General features: G+C 47.8%; 13 protein-coding genes. 3 read left to right on the top strand and 10 right to left on the bottom strand.

Features of this window, described 5'->3' with window-relative positions:
• Positions 1 to 332 precede the first annotated feature (332 nt).
• On the bottom strand, positions 333 to 1,388 hold the full coding sequence (locus tag CXK86_RS19230; RefSeq protein ID WP_047841205.1) for a GerMN domain-containing protein: 1,056 nt from the start codon (positions 1,386 to 1,388) through the stop codon (positions 333 to 335).
• A 272-nt stretch (positions 1,389 to 1,660) separates the two neighbouring features.
• Between CXK86_RS19230 and CXK86_RS19225 the strand changes: the two genes are divergently transcribed.
• Entirely contained in the window at positions 1,661 to 2,227 is a 567-nt protein-coding gene (locus CXK86_RS19225; RefSeq protein WP_017692570.1) for a phosphatidylglycerophosphatase A family protein, read from the top strand.
• A gap of 156 nt (positions 2,228 to 2,383) precedes the next feature.
• On the opposite strand, the gene CXK86_RS19220 is transcribed toward CXK86_RS19225, so the two are convergent.
• The 5 genes from CXK86_RS19220 to CXK86_RS19200 all read right to left on the bottom strand — a co-directional run bounded on the left by CXK86_RS19220 (position 2,384) and on the right by CXK86_RS19200 (position 6,478).
• A complete protein-coding gene (locus CXK86_RS19220) occupies positions 2,384 to 3,037 on the bottom strand; it encodes a ferric reductase-like transmembrane domain-containing protein (RefSeq protein WP_076253309.1) in 654 nt (217 codons plus the stop codon).
• A 31-nt stretch (positions 3,038 to 3,068) separates the two neighbouring features.
• Positions 3,069 to 4,112, bottom strand: a complete 1,044-nt coding sequence (locus CXK86_RS19215; protein WP_076253308.1) for an FAD:protein FMN transferase — start codon at positions 4,110 to 4,112, stop codon at positions 3,069 to 3,071.
• Positions 4,109 to 4,525 (bottom strand): hypothetical protein, encoded by a 417-nt coding sequence (locus CXK86_RS19210; RefSeq protein ID WP_036605873.1) that lies wholly within the window; start codon positions 4,523 to 4,525, stop codon positions 4,109 to 4,111. The genes CXK86_RS19215 and CXK86_RS19210 overlap by 4 nt, the downstream gene beginning before the upstream one ends.
• Before the next feature lie 198 nt (positions 4,526 to 4,723).
• On the bottom strand, positions 4,724 to 5,707 hold the full coding sequence (locus tag CXK86_RS19205) for an MBL fold metallo-hydrolase (protein WP_076253307.1): 984 nt from the start codon (positions 5,705 to 5,707) through the stop codon (positions 4,724 to 4,726).
• Between the two features lie 27 nt (positions 5,708 to 5,734).
• Positions 5,735 to 6,478, bottom strand: coding sequence for a class I SAM-dependent methyltransferase (locus tag CXK86_RS19200; RefSeq protein WP_076253306.1), 744 nt, complete (start codon positions 6,476 to 6,478; stop codon positions 5,735 to 5,737).
• Between the two features lie 737 nt (positions 6,479 to 7,215).
• Here CXK86_RS19200 and CXK86_RS19195 point away from each other — a divergent pair.
• Positions 7,216 to 8,421, top strand: a complete 1,206-nt coding sequence (locus CXK86_RS19195; protein ID WP_076253305.1) for an MFS transporter — start codon at positions 7,216 to 7,218, stop codon at positions 8,419 to 8,421.
• Here the strand turns inward: CXK86_RS19195 and CXK86_RS19190 are convergent.
• Positions 8,402 to 8,869 (bottom strand): Lrp/AsnC family transcriptional regulator, encoded by a 468-nt coding sequence (locus CXK86_RS19190; RefSeq protein ID WP_076253304.1) that lies wholly within the window; start codon positions 8,867 to 8,869, stop codon positions 8,402 to 8,404. The genes CXK86_RS19195 and CXK86_RS19190 overlap by 20 nt on opposite strands.
• A 215-nt stretch (positions 8,870 to 9,084) precedes the next feature.
• Here CXK86_RS19190 and CXK86_RS19185 point away from each other — a divergent pair, with 215 nt between their 5' ends.
• Positions 9,085 to 9,960, top strand: coding sequence for a DUF72 domain-containing protein (locus CXK86_RS19185; RefSeq protein WP_101314282.1), 876 nt, complete (start codon positions 9,085 to 9,087; stop codon positions 9,958 to 9,960).
• 190 nt (positions 9,961 to 10,150) lie between these two features.
• Here the strand turns inward: CXK86_RS19185 and CXK86_RS19180 are convergent, their stop codons facing one another.
• Genes CXK86_RS19180 through CXK86_RS19170 form a run of 3 tightly spaced genes read right to left on the bottom strand, consistent with a single transcriptional unit; the run spans position 10,151 to position 16,578 of the window.
• Entirely contained in the window at positions 10,151 to 12,328 is a 2,178-nt protein-coding gene (locus CXK86_RS19180; RefSeq protein ID WP_257467909.1) for a glycoside hydrolase family 88/105 protein, read from the bottom strand.
• A 57-nt stretch (positions 12,329 to 12,385) separates the two neighbouring features.
• A complete protein-coding gene (locus tag CXK86_RS19175) occupies positions 12,386 to 13,207 on the bottom strand; it encodes a polysaccharide deacetylase family protein (RefSeq protein WP_101314280.1) in 822 nt (273 codons plus the stop codon).
• Positions 13,208 to 13,224: 17 nt separating this feature from the next.
• On the bottom strand, positions 13,225 to 16,578 hold the full coding sequence (locus CXK86_RS19170; protein WP_101314279.1) for a glycosyl hydrolase: 3,354 nt from the start codon (positions 16,576 to 16,578) through the stop codon (positions 13,225 to 13,227).
• Between the last annotated feature and the right edge of the window lie 20 nt (positions 16,579 to 16,598).

The following is a 16,598-nucleotide window of genomic DNA, read 5'->3' as shown; positions in this document are numbered from 1 at the left end:
TGCCTCCTACGACTTAAGCATCCTGTAATGTTGAACTTATTCACACTTTTAGAGATTGTTCAAAAAGCTCGCTTTTGATTACGAAAAATGCCTTAAGGCATCATCAGCATCGAATATGGAATTCAGCCGAATAAGCATAAGCTTACGAAGGTTGTTTCCTTCGGAAACATTGTAGTTGCTCACGTAGTTTGCCTACGCTCCGCTACTCCATTTCTAGCTTCATCCCATCTTCTCAGTACTGAAAACCGATCTTTTTGAACACGTATTTTTACGAATCCCTTATATTTTACCAAAGAGTTCGGTTAAAAGCATCCTTAAGCATTCTGCGTTCATTAAATCGGAATTTCGTTGATATATTCAGGCTTGGAAACCGGCGCACTGTAATCCCTGTTGTCGTCACCCATGACCGTTTTTTGGCCGTTCCACTCGATCTGTACTTTGGCATCCTTGCTGGCTGTGTTCTCCGCAGTGGTTAATACGACAGATTGTAACAGCTCGCTTGGCACGATATCCCCTTCGGCAAACATATCATCTTTCAAGGCAACCGTGACCGTGCCATCCTCTGCCGTTTTGACCGATTGCAGCTCGGTTCCGCCTGTCATAACCTCTTCCAGTTCTCCACCTTTGTCAGGTCCTTTGATCAGTTCGTTCAATGCTGCCTGCACCCGATCTTCACCAGGTGTAACCAGACGTGTAACCGGAACATAATATTGGATGCCTGCTGGCGAAGCAGCGGAGAAATAGACCGTTACCGGGCTGCTGTTGGTCACAAACGTATCACCCAGATCCAGATTGATTCCCACAGCCCGATTCAGCGGTTCAGGCAACGGCGTGCTGTTCACAGGCATTTGTGTTAACTTTTTGCCATCCACCCAGATCTGCACATTCTCCACATCAGGCGTTCCCGTCAATGTCCACGTGACAGCTTCTAGCATTTTCCGTTCTTCCTTTGCATCATACTTGGCAAAATTACCCGAGAACTCAACAACCGCCAGCTTGTCATCCGCGTGAATCGTTACATTCTGCACAACCGTACCCTGCGGGAGAACGCCCTGGAATCCTTCAGGCAGCATACCCGCATAGGCCCCGCCTGTTACAAGTGTATCCAGAGCTGTCTTTGGACTGCTTGCGTCTGTTCCAGAAGGAAGTGTCAGGGATACCGGAGCGAGCAGCCCCTGCTGGTCTTGCAGATATACCGTCGTTAACGGGAGCATTGCGAGTGCTCCATTCCCTTCGGCCGCTTGAATCATAGCCGCTTCCTGGATGGGCGGTGGTGGATCAACAGCTTCGGAAGACTGTGCTCCAAACATGCCGCAGCCTGACAATACCATAGGAATACTCAGCAGCGCTGCTGCCGATACCGTACGCAAAGAATGGATCTTTCTCATGATCACGTTCCCCCTCATCATTTTTACAGTTTGTACTACCATGTATACGAGCCTTTGTCCAAAAAATAACTAAAAGATAATAAGAAAAATGTCTATCAACGCACTTTCACGGAAGACAGACCGTGTTTAGCTGAAATTTTCCATGTAGTAATCGAATTGCTCAACTTCACTGAAACTTATATTTTTATTATCTTAAAGAAACGTAAACCAGGTTAATAACGTATTAGGAAGCAAGAGTAGGGACATTGCTAACTTCAGAGGAGGAATCGCCCATGGAACATCCTGAGCAAGAAAAAATCCCTTACAGCCTGAATAGCCGCAAGGTGGCGGAGGCAACAAGGGAATGGCTGCATAAGCGGGGCGTCACGATCCCTGAGATCGCAGAGCTGGTCATGTTATTGCAACAAAAATATTATCCAGGTCTTACGATGGAAGAATGTATCGAAAATGTGGAGATGGTTCTCCGTAAACGTGAGGTACAGAATGCTGTTCTGACCGGGATTCAGCTTGATATTCTGGCAGAACAGGGGCAGCTCATATCTCCTTTGCAGGAGATGATTGAGAACGATGAAGGACTGTATGGCGTGGATGAGATTTTGGCATTCTCCATCGTCAATGTATATGGCAGCATTGGATTTACTAATTATGGTTATGTGGACAAGCTGAAACCGGGGGTGCTTGAACGACTGAATGACAAGAGCCTGGGCCCTGTCCACACGTTCTTCGATGATATTGTTGGTGCGATTGCATCAGCAGCGAGCAGTCGGATCGCCCATCGCAAACAATCCGAGCTTGAAGAAGCACTGGGAGAAAAACCTGTTAGTGATGACGCTGTATAATCCGTAACTCGTTTCATACCTGAAGCTATGTAGAACATTGGACTGTGTGTGGATGCTTCGTGAAAGAATTGTTTGAGGAAATAACTATTATGGAAAAAGCGGCCAGTTGGCCGCTTTTTTGCATGTGTAAGATACTTTTCGATCATCCATATGTTATTATTTCAGATGTTTAGGTCGTACCGTTCCCACCAAACCAAAACCTTCAACCCAATTCTGCTCGGAAGGTGAACCAGATGTTGCCCGTTTCGGTCCAATTGTGATTTCCGGGCCTTTGCGTTCTCTCAACATCCCACGCAACACCGTAATACCGAGAATGCTCAGTCCGGTAAATACATATATCATCCGCATGATAATATTGCCAGAATCCGTTCCGGTAACCATGCCGTGAACCAGCAGACCAATGAACACCGGATAGGACAACATGTGGAACATGAACCACCATTTACGGCCCAGCTTGTTCCGCAGATCACTGGATACCAGGACAATCACTAATCCGTAGAAGGCTAACGTTCCCAGACCACTGCCGATCGGATGTACGGAGGCGGTAAAAGGAATCAGAAGTTCGCCCCAGGTAAATGGGCTGTAATGATCAATATATAACGTTAATGCGTGCACGAGTCCAAGTCCGAAGGCGAGCCAGGTCGTTCGAGTATGCCATTTGAACATGGCTGCTTTTGGTTTGCCTTTGGCCATAGGCATCCCTTGCGCAATACCCAGAAACACACCGGCAAAGAGCAACACATAAGCAGCAATTCCACTAATTCGAATGATATTCCACGTTGGCAGGTAATCTACAATCCATTGTGCCATAACCGGCTCCCCCATATCTGTTAGACTTGTCCTAGATCAGACTGAAGCGATGATCCGGATCAAAACCGGACCAATGCTCAGCAAGCGTATCCGTATTCCCTCTGAAATAATTACTCCCATCCCGTGTCATCCACAGGACGTCATGCCGATCGTAATGTCGGTTTAACCAGCCCACGGCTTCGGCACTCCCCAGAATGCATACCGTCTTGGCAATGATCTCGCATTGCGAAGCATGCTGTCCCATAACGGTACACTGCAATACGTCCGTATCTGCAGGCTCCATCGTCCGGGGGTCAATGAGGTGGTGTGCAAAGCTTCCATCCGTATTCTGCCATTGTCTGCGGGAAATACCCGAAGTGGCAACAGCTCCTCGCTGTAAACGGATCGCTCCCGACATAGCACCCTGATTCTGCAAAGGATCTGCTACTTGCAAGGTCCATTGGGAATGGTCTGGTGAACCCCATACTTGAATATCTCCACCCGCGTTAATCAAACCCGCTGGAATATGCAATGTTCGCTGCAACCAGTCTGCGATACGCTCTACTGCCCAGCCCTTAACAATGCCTCCCAAGTCCAACTCAGCTCCGGGGTCCAGATGAACCATCCGGCTACCTTCCCGCTGGATCCAGCTCGGACGGCTGTGGTCATATCGATCTTCCATCCAGCCTGATGATTCAGGTGTTCTCGTTCGCAATACACGTTCAATTAATGGACGTTTCAATTGTCGTTGTTGCACCTTCTCGAAGCTTAGATCATATCCCGAAGCCTGAAGAGCCTGCGAGATACCCGGTTGAAAAATCCCTTCGGTCAGGCCAATATATCCATAGGCCAAACTCAAAACTTCATCCATCGCAGCGGAGATGGGCATCCATCCGGTTGAAGCATTCAAACGATTCAGTTCACTGTCTGCAACAAATCGGCTGAAGCGCTGCTCCTGCGTCTCAAACCAATTCTTCACCACGGTTGCTGCATGTTCAGCTTCTTCCCGCCCAGCTGACAGTTGCACTTCAACATCCGTGTTCATCGCACGGAATTGAAATCGGAGCGGACGAGCAACTTGCTCCGTGCGGCTCATGATGCACCTGTACGTGACTGATAGTTGCCACTGCTGTATCCGGAGTCTGTACCCTGGTTATTTTGCCCGATACGCTGAGAATCTGAATAATTCCCCTCGTTACTCGAGCTCTGATCTGGCCGAGCTGCTTGTGTGCTATCGGATGTTCCATTATATTGACTATCATTATTGTCATTGTCCTGCGTGTTCCAGTTGTTGCTGTCCGTTGTACTGTTGATCCATTCATCCATCACATCATCATGCGTATCCACTTGGCTTGAAGCAGTAACGCTTGTATCTGTGCCATTTGCTGCTGCATAGGCCACATCAAAGGCATCCGAAGTTCTTACATATTGAAAAAGTGCAGCCACAGTCAACGTTGCTGCCGCTGAAGCTTGCCATTTTCTCCATTGATTCCGTTTTCTTCTGGTCATCGCTCTTCCCTGCTTTCTTTAGGGTGTGTCTCAAGACATGCCCTAGCGAAGTTCATAGATGTATCATAGGCGCGCTGGCTTAAAAATAGATGAATGAACCGTTAAGAGAGGCTAAAAAGGCCCAGAACAGGTGAATTTCCTGTCCCGAGCCTCTATATAAGATCGTATTATCATTTCATATCGATATCATCATTCCGTTTAGATTTGAAAATAGAACGTGCCATCCGGTTGCTGCTCTTGTTTCACTAGTTCGCGTCGAATTAACTCCTGCAAATGGGCTAACGTCTCACTCATGGCAAACCGCAGTTGATGGGTACCCAGCCGATTGCCAAACATGTGCACACAGATGTCATAAGCATTCGCCGGTGACTCCTGAATTCGCTCCGTCATCTTCTGAAGACGTTCCTCGTGATGAGCCAGCAATTGAACTGTCCGTTCGTTGAACTGGGCAAAAGGATTCCGATGCCCCGGATACGCCTGCTTGACATTCAGCTCCCCAAGACGTTGCAATCCTTCCATATAAGACAATAATGGCTGAGGGTCACTGCCGGGTTGCAGACTGATATTCGGTGAAATCTGTGGCAAAACTGCATCTCCGCACAGAATCTCCATGGACTCCGGCGCATAAAAGGATAAATGGCCTGGGGCATGTCCACCCGTCTCCACAGCAACCCAACGTTTCCCGCCCATATCAAGCCACTCGCCATCTTCAATGGGTGTCACCTTCGGAAGTGGTGTGATCTGCGAAGTAAATGCCTTCATATGTTCATGTATCTGCTCAGTCTTGTCTTCCGGCATACCATGACGACCATAATAATCAGGTAATATTGTATTGATGCGTGAATCAGGTCCCCACATATAGTCGGCCTCTTGGCGGGAGCGTGTGGACATTCGAACGGGTGCCCCCGTCATCTGTTGCATCCAACCCGACAACCCAAGATGATCGGGGTGATGGTGGGTCAGTACAATTTGACGAATATCGCTAAAGGTCAGGCCGAGATCTGCCAGTGCTTCACTCCACTCCTGTTCTGTTTCCGAATTACGCGGTCCCGGATCTATAATGGTTATCTTCCCATCCGATTCTGATAACACATAACTGTTCACCCATCGTAAGGGAAATGACATGCTGATCTTGACCCGGTGTATGCCCTCTGTCATGGGCATCTCTTCTGTGCGCTTCATGTTATCCCCCTTCCAGACTGTCTCTGTTCACTCCACAGGACGACGACCAACAAAAATCATGCGCGGAGAAGTCTGCTCGTCATATTTCTCTTCGTCATAGCCGCCATGTACCTGATCTACCCGGAGTCCGGCGGCACTTAACATCTGACTCAGTTGTTCACGTGTGTACAACTTCACACGTTCCTGATATACCCGCGGTTCATGTCCGGATGTGGTATCCGTAATGCGAATTTCCTTTTGCACAAACCCTTCCTCAATCTTGCGATACTCCTCAATCCGCTGCCCCTCATCCTCTCGAACGGAGTGCTGCACCAGATGCCGAGTCACATAAGCCGTATTCATAAAATCAATTATAAAGCTGCCACCCGGGCGAAGCATACGATGAATGGCACGTAATACTTTCAGTTGTTCTCCGTCCTCCAGGAAATAACCAAACGATGTGAACAGATTAACTACAGCGTCAAAGCCACCTTTCAGCGGCAGTTCACGCATGTCTGCGTGACACCAAGATACTCGGTGTTCAGTGTCCATTAGGCGCGCTTCACGTAGAAGCACATCGGACAGATCAACTCCGGTCACTCGCAATCCTGCGTCAGCAAGTGCCATGGAGTGCCGTCCCATACCGCAGCATAGATCCAATACTTCAGAATTGGGCTCAAGCTTCAACCAATTAATCATTTTATGTACTTCCTGATGGGCACCCTGCACATCCCGGTGCTTGTATACGAGAAGATAATCTTCTCCAAAACTCTTTTCATACCATTCCGTCATCCATTCTCGCCCTCCACTTGGTCACTGGCTCTCTATCTGTAGTACGCTATGTACAGGCCTGATCATTTCCACTAGCTTTAATGTATTGTAACGTCTTTATTCTGCAAACTCAAAAAATTCCAGTAATTTTCCAACATTAAAGAGCCAAAATGCACACGAGGGAATACTCTGTTTATTGAATGTACAACATTATTAAAATGTACATCATTAACCTTGAGCACTTAAAACATGTACATAAATGAATAATATTTACACAAATCAACGTTAATAAAAACCCAGATTTAATAGAAAGAACCGTTTGAATAAAGAAGGTAGCCAGAATTTTATTCTGGACTACCTTCTTTTCCTATCTTTATTTCAATTAACTTATAGCTTATTTTTGAATCGTATTCTGTTCATTAATTTTAAATACATAATCAAAAAAATTCGAGGAATAGAAGTTTTTCCCTTCTTAGAGAGGTTGTTTAACATAATCTGTAGAGGTATCTATTTATAAGTCTCAAATATTGTCTGTAACAGTTAATCGGTTATGGATCTGATTTATGAATTTTTAAGTGGCAACAACGCTTACATTAAAATCAAAGGAAATATCCTCATTATAAATATAATATATAGGTTTAAAAATACATTTACTTTAATTCGATTATGTAAGGTTGCTATTTGATTTGATAAGCTTATATATGCCAATTGAGCAATATTTTTGTAAGTACAAGATTTTCAAAAGGAGAGGGCATAAATTGAAAAAACTTAAAACCACACATAGTAACACTGCGGATGCTGCATCTTCTGTCCGCCTCCCATGGGTAGGGCTAATTCCGCTTGCCTTAGCTGGATTTATAAGTCTCTTAACTGAAATCATTCCGGCTGGTTTATTGCCACAGATAAGCGAAGGACTTGGAATCTCAGAGGCATTAGCTGGGCAATTCATAACGTTGTATGCCCTTGGCTCTGTCTTGGCAGCAATTCCACTAACTACAGCTACACGCGGTTGGCGGAGGCGGCCACTGTTGTTGCTAAGCTTGATTTGTTTTTTCTTGTTTAACAGTGTTACAGCTCTATCTTCCAGTTACACAATAACTCTTGTTGCCCGATTCTTGGCAGGTGCAGCCGGAGGTGTTTTGTGGGGAATGTTAGCAGGTTATGCTAGCCGCATGGTGCCTGATTCGCTCAAAGGTCGAGCTATGGCGGTAGCAGGAATAGGTACACCTTTGGCTATGGCGCTTGGTGTTCCCGCGGGAACAATACTCGGCACTCTTGTAGGCTGGCGTACAGTTTTTGGAATCATGTCAGTGTTTACTGTCTTGTTAATCGTTTGGATACTCTTAAAAGTTCCAGACTTTGCTGGTCAATCAACGAATAAGAGACTTCCCCTTCATAAAGTTTTCGTTAAACCGGGGATTCGCCCTATCTTGTTTGTCGTACTAATATGGGTACTAGCTCACAATATTCTATACACATATATTACGCCTTACCTCGCTCAAGTTGGGCTTGGTCAACGTGTTGACATTATACTATTTGTTTTTGGTATTGCATCGGTTGTGGGGCTCTGGATTACAGGAATATGGATTGACCGCATGCTTCGTCCATTGATTCTATGCAGCCTTGCGGGTTTCGCTCTAGCATCTATGATGTTTGGGATAAGTAGCAGTCAGCCAGTAGGGATCTTTTTGGCTGCTGCATTGTGGGGGCTGACTTTTGGCGGAGCCGCTTCACTGCTTCAAACGGCTGTAGCTGAAGCTTCTGGTGATAATGTGGACGTGGCTCAGTCTATGCTGGTAACAGCATGGAATTTGGCTGTAAGCGCTGGCGGGTTAATTGGTGCGGCCCTTCTTGTAACAGTTGATGTCCTCTCATTTCCATGGGTTATGCTTATTCTCGTACTCATTGCGCTACTCGTAGTATGGAAAGCGAAAGAACATGGATTCACAACAAAGAGTGGATAGATTCATTTTTCAACTCTTCGAGAGATGGAATGATGGGTTTATAATCAATGGGTGAAGACATAACAATTAGAATCGTATACGTTCCATATTTATCACAGTCATTGCCGAACTCTTCAAGTGCGTATGTAGAGTCGGCAATGACTTTCATTAAAAAATTGTGTTCTCCGCTTATACGATGACACTCGACAACAAAGGGTGACGACCGAACAAAATCGAGAAAAACATTACAGTTTCTAGTACTAAACAGGAAATAGGCGGCAACATTTTTTCCGGTTTTTTGCGGAGAAATGATTGTGCGATATTCCTGAATAATTCCCTTTTCCTCCATCCGTTTGACTCTTTCCGTTACAGCAGGTTGGGATAGCCCCACCAATCTACCGAGTTCAGTCATGGAAATCCTAGCTTGATTTTGAAGGTGTAAAAGGATTTGGTTATCAACATGATCCACTCTAAGTATCCTCCTTATAATTTAAAGGTATTATTATATTATCGTTTATACAAATTAATTTATCAATTCATGGACATCAATGCCGTATTCATAAAATCAATTATAAAGCTGCTCCAACATTGAAGAGCCAAAATGCACACGATATAATGTTAGACATATGCCTGCAAATCGGTTAATTATAAGAGGTTGTTCAAAAAGCAACAGGAGGTGTTCTTATGATTCACATCGGACTTACCGGATGGGGGGATCAGGAAGATCTCTATCCAAACCGTACCAAAGCCAAAGACAAGCTTAGTCTATACGGACAGTACTTCTCCACTGTGGAGGTGGATAGTTCTTTCTACGCCGTTCAGCCGCGGGATCGAATGGCACGGTGGGCTGCCGAGACGCCCGAATCCTTTGCTTTTATCATCAAAGCCTATCAGGGAATGACCGGACATCTGCGAGGCAAACCATACTTCACCAGCACGTCGGAGATGTATAAGGCTTTTCGGGAATCACTGGAACCGGTCATTGAAGCCGGCAAGATGCAGGCAGCCTTGTTTCAATATCCGCCCTGGTTTGAGTGCAATAAGGACAACGTGAAAGAGCTTCGTGAAGTGAAACTTCGAATGGAAGGCATTCCTTGTGCCCTGGAATTCCGTCATCGAAGTTGGTATGAAGGTGACATGCGCGAGCGGACGCTTTCGTTCCTGAAAGAGCAAGGCTGGATTCACAGCGTCTGTGACGAACCTCAGGCAGGTCCAGGTTCTATCCCCATCGTGCCACAGGCGACGGATTCCGAGATGACGCTGGTGCGCATGCACGGACGCAATGTATCCGGGTGGCATCAGAATGGTGCGCCTAATTGGCGCGAGACCCGTTATTTATACCGTTACAACAAGGAAGAATTGTTGGAGTGGAAAGGATATCTGGAGCAATTGCAGGAGCAGAGCAAGGATGTCTATGTTATTTTCAACAACAACTCCGGTGGAGATGCAGCGGCGAATGCCCAGATGATGATGGACCTGCTGGATCAGCCGGTGAAACCTTTCCCTGACCGTTCTGAACCGGAGAAGGAAGAAGGACCGGAGCAGCTGGAGCTATTTTAATACGTGCTATAAACGGAGTTATTCATATTATTGGGTGAAGGTAAGTGTATTTATCATTGCTATTATGCAGAGCGAATTCGAAATTGGAAACAAACTAAAAGCGGCAAGCCCGGGGGCTTTGCCGCTTTCTTTAGCTGGTAATCTACCTATAGAAGGCTATCCACAAATATCCGTTCCGTTGCGTCAATCATCAGCGATGCGCGGCTGTAACTGAAGAATCGATATGCGCCTCACGGAGCTTCTGGTTCATTTTATGCGCTTCAATGCCAGCCAACAGCACAATGCCGATCCCATGGGTATCGTTCAGATTCCATCCCAGATCATCGCGATAATACAAGGCGGTAAACGAGTACCCGGAACCGCGGCATACCCCGTATATATTGCCTTTATAGTCAATCGACAAACGTGTCATACCTTCCCATCCTTTGCGCACTGCCTCCAGATAAGGCTCAGGCTGTTCCAGCCAGCCTTCCCGAATACCACGGGCATAAGCGTAGATGAACATCGATGTGCAGGAGGTTTCTTCATATGAATCCGGGCGGTTCAGCACCTGATGCCATAGTCCATTTTCCCCTTGCAGCGCCAAATAACCTTCACTTAAATCACGATAGAACTGTAATAGTTCCGACCGTTTCACATGATCATGTGGCAGGATGGATAACAATTCGGTTAATGAAAATAGCACCCAGCCGTTCCCTCGTCCCCATGGAATACCTGTCGCCCGACCACGCACAAAATCATACACATGGGACATGATCTGTTGTTCGGGAAGGTAGAGGTATTTACGGAACATCAGGAACTGATTGACCGCATCATCCCAATACGTCGCATCTCCTGTCAACTGACCATAACGCATCAGAAAAGGTGTACTCATGTACAAGTCATCACACCACATCGTCTCCTGACGCATCTCCCCACTGCCGCGAACCCGGTAAAAGGCGCCATCCTCCAGACGTTCTTGCTCATCCGTAATGTAGCCTGCAATCCGATCCGCAGTATCTCTTCCCCCACGAATATCACCGAACTCCATCGCAGCAAGCAAAGTGGACCCAAACGAACCGCAATCATCCAGGCTGTCGATGGCAGACAGTTGATTATTAATCCCTGCCGCACCGTACCCTTCCCGATCCCACAGACCATAGCGGTCAAATGAAGTGCTCAGTTCAATATGTTGCCGCACATACTGAATGTAATCATCCCGTCCCAATTCCTGTCCCGTCTGTAGCAGTCCAAGCAGGGTAACGCCAAGCGGATAATTCCACTTTCCGTAATGTGTATTCTCCAGGTAAGGACGGACATGGGTGTCGGGAAGATCTACCCGCCAATACACACCTTGTGCGCCATCATCAAATACGGTATCGGTTCGCACGATGTCGGCATGCGATGGTTCAGCACCGGGAGCAAACACACCCGTGTACAGCCAGGGGTTAGAACATCCCGCAACCGGATGAGGCGATTTCAGTCTCCAGCCTTTGGAATCCGAACGCTCGGCATATTCCAACGTGAATCCCCATGAGCCGCCGACTGCCTGAATTTCACCTTTCGCCACCAGATCGGATGTACCGTAACGGCGAGGAAGTTCAACGCGGAAATTACCGCTGCTTCCAGCAGAGTATACTTCCGTGCCATCCACATACAGGGTCAAAGCTCCATCATGACGACCTTTTAAAATAACTGGTGATGTTCCTGGCAAAGTTACATCCAATCTGGACCAGGCGTAGGCAACAGCGGGCTTTTCTGTACCAAAGATGCGGGCAAAAGAACCCATGCTCTGCTCCTCATCTGTCCAGCCCCTGCGCGGATACCAGGTAAGACCCGTTTCTTCTTCCGTCATGCCGTCACGAGGAAGAGATACTACAGGTTCATCGACGGATTCCGAATATAACCAGCCCTCCTGACCCTGACGATCTGCCCCAGGAGTGAGGAAGTGCAGCGGGAAATTTTTGAACGAGGCTGTTCCGTAGATACCGCCGAATCCCACTTCTGTTTTGACAAAACACAGCAATACATCATTCCAGCCATAGTTCACGGAAATCGGAATCTGGGTTCTTCGCTCGGGAAATAATTCCTGCAACAGCTCAGACTTGAATACCTCTTCACCGTTCACGTAAATCGTCACCGGACTATAACAGTTCAAGCCCGTATTTAACGTTGTATTCTGCTCGCTCCATAACTTGCCCCATACATACACGTACTGCCCTGCATGCGCCCCAACGCATTTCTCATTCAGATTCAGGTTGTAACGATAGTCCCCTAGCCTGCGAAAACCTCCCTGATGATAAGCTCTGAACAAAAAGGAATGTTTCGGATGATCGCCAATATAACGCTGAGCCACCGTAGTCAATATATCCGGAATTGAATCGTACACCTTGCCTGCAATCGCCTCGTTCTCATGAAAATAACGAATGATCGTCAGCTCCCTTCCTTATACCTTGATTCGTTCGCTTAGCCGCAATGTCTCTCCGCCCTGCACTTCAACAACCTGCTGATTCGCTGTGAACCAAACCGGGATGGCAGACGGATTATGGATGATGGAGCGATCTGCTGAACACTCCAGTCGTTGCACCGCTTTCCAATAGGCAATCACTTCGATGTTCGTGGCATACCAGATATCGTCCCTGCCGCCAATCTGCTCACCGAACTGTTCGATGATCTCCCAATTGTCGTTGTCATTGAACTCATAACTGTGACCCCAGACGTAGAGTAATAGTGGCGTACCTGTTTTGGAATGTTGGATAAAACGTTTGGTTTGCCCCGCCAGATCATGGTTATGATGACACGTCGGATGCCATTCAAGCGGCCGATCTGGCAACGTGTATCTGCCATGTGATTCAACGGTACGGGCATAATCAATGCCAAGCCACTCCAGCTTGGTACTTAACGCACGGTCGTACCCTCCGTTGGGATAAGCCATGCCTCGTACCGGATAACCGACGAGCTGCTCCAATGCTTCTCGGTCTTCGATAATCTCTTCGGTCAATAGTTCATTCGGAACATAAGGCAGCGTAGGGTGAGTAACCGTGTGAACGGCTACTTCATGCCCCGTATAAAGTTCAGCGACTTCCCCAGCCTCAATGCGGCCTGGATTACCCAGGGTACCGGAGTTCAGATTAAAGGTTCCCCGCAGACCATACCGATTACAGATTTCCACCAGTCTGCGATCATGCACCACTCCATCGTCATAACTGAGCGTTAACGCTTTCATCACACCACCTGGATAGCGGTCAAACTGAATACGATGTCCCATTCCTTACTTCCACTCCTTTATCCCAATTCTTCAACAGGTACAAGACCTGCATCCTGTAATCGATGATGTTCTGAATCAAAATACGTACCTTCCAGCAGGCCAATTAATGTGTTCGTGATCCGTACTTCAATGTCGTTGTCTCCCGGACGCAACCAGGAGGCCTCTCCTTTCCAACGATACGGAGACCAGCATTTCACACCCAGACTATGTCCGTTCACCCGCACTTCCGTCACATCCTGCACCCGCCAATCGCTAAATTCCAGTTCAAACGAGGTAATATCTTCCCCTGGCTCATCCAGCCAGAACGTGCGTTTATAACTCATTTCCCCGGCAAAATGGGGATACAGCGGCTGCGGTTCTGGTCCGATACAAAGGGCCGTGTCCGACTCCCGCACGAGCGAAGCCATGCCTTCATGATGGAACTCCACGCCGAATCTTCCCTGTAGATACAAGGGATCCACAATGCCATCCTCATCTTTCGTTACCTGTACGATGACCGTCATTTCGTTGAGACCGCTGTGCAGCAACTCCGTAATCTCACAAGCAATGTTATTGTGGTCGGTTATTTCGATTGGATCGAATTGTTCCTTTTCAAGTGGTTGCCCATTAATCTCCATGGACCAACTGCCCGAGATCGCCGCTCTATCCATAAATAACAAACATGCAGGCAATGCCGTTCTTAGCTCAAATGTAGTCGTATATCGACATTCGATGGGATAGGCTAAGGATGCTTTTTTCGGTGTGCCAAATACCTGATTAAACTGGACTGACAGATGCTGCTGCTCCGATAATTCTGCCGCCTGATCAATAAACGGTTTTACAGCTACATGCTGGCTTTCCAGAATCACACCATTAACATTGGAAGCCTGAAGATGGAATTGTCCCATTCGCAAAATGTTAGGCTGCACCGTTTCGAGTCGCCATGGCCCTTCCGAAGGGGCCATGATCTTACAGGCTTGATTAGCTCCTGCCAATACATCCGTTACGAACGCCGAACCCGTTTTGTCTGCTACATCCACCTTCGTTGTTAATGCCTCTTCCTTCGCAGGTTGTAAAGTAAGACGAACAGCATGCGCTTCATAAGGCGCCAGTGTTAGTGAAATGCACCATTCCCCACCACTACTCGTATACGGCAATGTCTGAAGCTGCCCTGTCTCCAGATCAAGTCGTTCTGCCACCAGACAAGCGCCCTCTGTCAGATCCGCTCCTTCCCACAGCTGTCTGGCGACCAGCTTCAATTGACCCTTCAGGTCCTGACCCTCCTGATTGGTCAAAAAAACCATGTGCTCTCCAGCCGACAATTGACGGGTGTGCATCAGCAGGGAGGCACTTTCCTCCTCCATGATCCAGCAGATGGGTTCCGGCAATACCTGATCGAGCAGGAGAGAGATTAGCTCCAGCGAAAAGTCATCTCCTTGTCCTGTTCCTGCGGGTAGAAAATAAGCACTCCCCTCACCCTGATGCCACATGGTTTCACGGTTATCGTGATCTGTTGTCACGCTACGGCCCCAGTACACCTCTTGCGGCTGCTCGCCCGCACCAAAGAACTGGGCAGCTTCATCTCCCTCTGGACTTCCCTGTTGAATTGCGATATGCGGAGGCATCCCAACAGAGATGACAGTTCCTCCCTGCCGAACAAATCGCTTCACCTGTTCCCAGGCCACGGCCTCCAGATTCAGCATCGGTGGCAGAATTAATACGTCATAACGGGCAACGCCGATCTGAATGATACCATCCGTTAAGTCAGCTTCCGCCAACAATTCGGGATCAAGGTGATCATAGTCACGTCTGTTTTCGAGCAGATGTGTCGTGATCCTCATCCAGTCCTTCGTCAGGCGCTCCAGTTGCACCCGTTCTGATTCGTCCTCGCCGCTATACTCAAATCCATGCAGCGGATTACCCATCAGACTCCAGAATGTCGTCGTTGGGTCAAGCACGGCAATACGAATGTCTGCTGTTCCGGTGCTCATGAGATAGCTCAACCGTCCGGTGTAATCCCCTAACTGCCGGAAATGCTTCCAGTAGGGATTCTGCAAAAATTGAGACGGTGGTGCGTCATGCTTCGCAAGCCCACCAATCGTATAGAAAAAGGCGTGAAAGTTATAGAAATTAGTGCCCATGGCGGCCATTCGATCAATCATCCATTTCGCATCCTGTAGCGTCATCGACCAGCCTACACTATGAAAACATTCAATCAGATTGCGGCTTCGGCCCAATTGCCGGGCAAGCGAACTGACCATCTTGGGATTGTCACGCATCTTTTGACCATATCGTTCCAGAATCCACGATAAGGATCGTCCAATTTTCTCATGGGCCGAATCACCACCTGGCATATGACTGAACAACTGGGTGGTCATCCGTACGCCAGGCACCTCTGCCGCGTACTGGATTCCTGCTTCCTCACACCAATCATGCACCTGTTTGTGATAGGACTCCCTGAGAAGCAGGTGCAGTGACTGGTAATAGTCATACCGAATACGATGCGCGTCCGGAACATCACCATATAACAGCGCCGGTAGCGAATCGATCAGACTATAACCACAACGCTCGCTGAAATAACGGGGAAGCTGTTGCGACCAGGGGATACGACCCAGCGGTGCAATCTCATCCGAGAACATGCCTTTGATTACGCTTTCAAATTGATCTCCAACCGCTGACTTATAACGCTCATGTGTCAGTTCAATAAATCTACTCATCGCTTCCTTGTGGCAAGGATCAACAAAGTTGCCGTAATATTTGAAATCATCGATCTCCATTTCTTGAAATATAATCAACTCCCAATCACCCGGGGGAACATCCCACAACAAGCGGAACGCTGTTCGGTAGGTGAAGAACCGCTTGCGGTTATACGATGTGAGTCCGGTCTCCTGATACACCTGATCGGTCTGGATATTACCGATTTTGCTGCGCAAGTCAATGGATTCATGCCACAACCGTTTGCCCTGTGCATCCTTGGGAATCGCCTTGGCAACCAAGACTCGTCCCCACGGCAACTCCAGATCCACAGCTTCTCCCCCCTGAACCACCAACTGATGATGCACGAGCTGTCGCTGCTTCGCTTCAGGAAAATCAAGGGTCACTTCCCCACCAGCCATCCCGCTTGGATATGGATATTCGTCATATAACCATACCTGCATGCCATGGTCGGCAGCTGCCTGCACTGCAACCCGCACCTTATCGAACCATGCTTCAGAGAGATAGGGAATCTGTAGTCCCTGACGCGGACAGATGAAGAATCCACCTACACCTTGCGCCGCCATCTCAGCCACTTGCCGCTTAACCTGTTCTTCTTCCATATCCCCGTTCCAGAACCAAAAGGGATGGACCCTGTACTGCGCCTCGGGATTTTCAAAAGCATCCCCGTTCCACATGTTGCCTTCCTCCCTGCCTG

This window comes from Paenibacillus sp. BGI2013 (genome assembly GCF_002843485.1).
Classification (GTDB): Bacteria; Bacillota; Bacilli; order Paenibacillales; family Paenibacillaceae; genus Paenibacillus; species Paenibacillus amylolyticus.
This window is presented reverse-complemented; position numbering and strand designations above follow the sequence as displayed.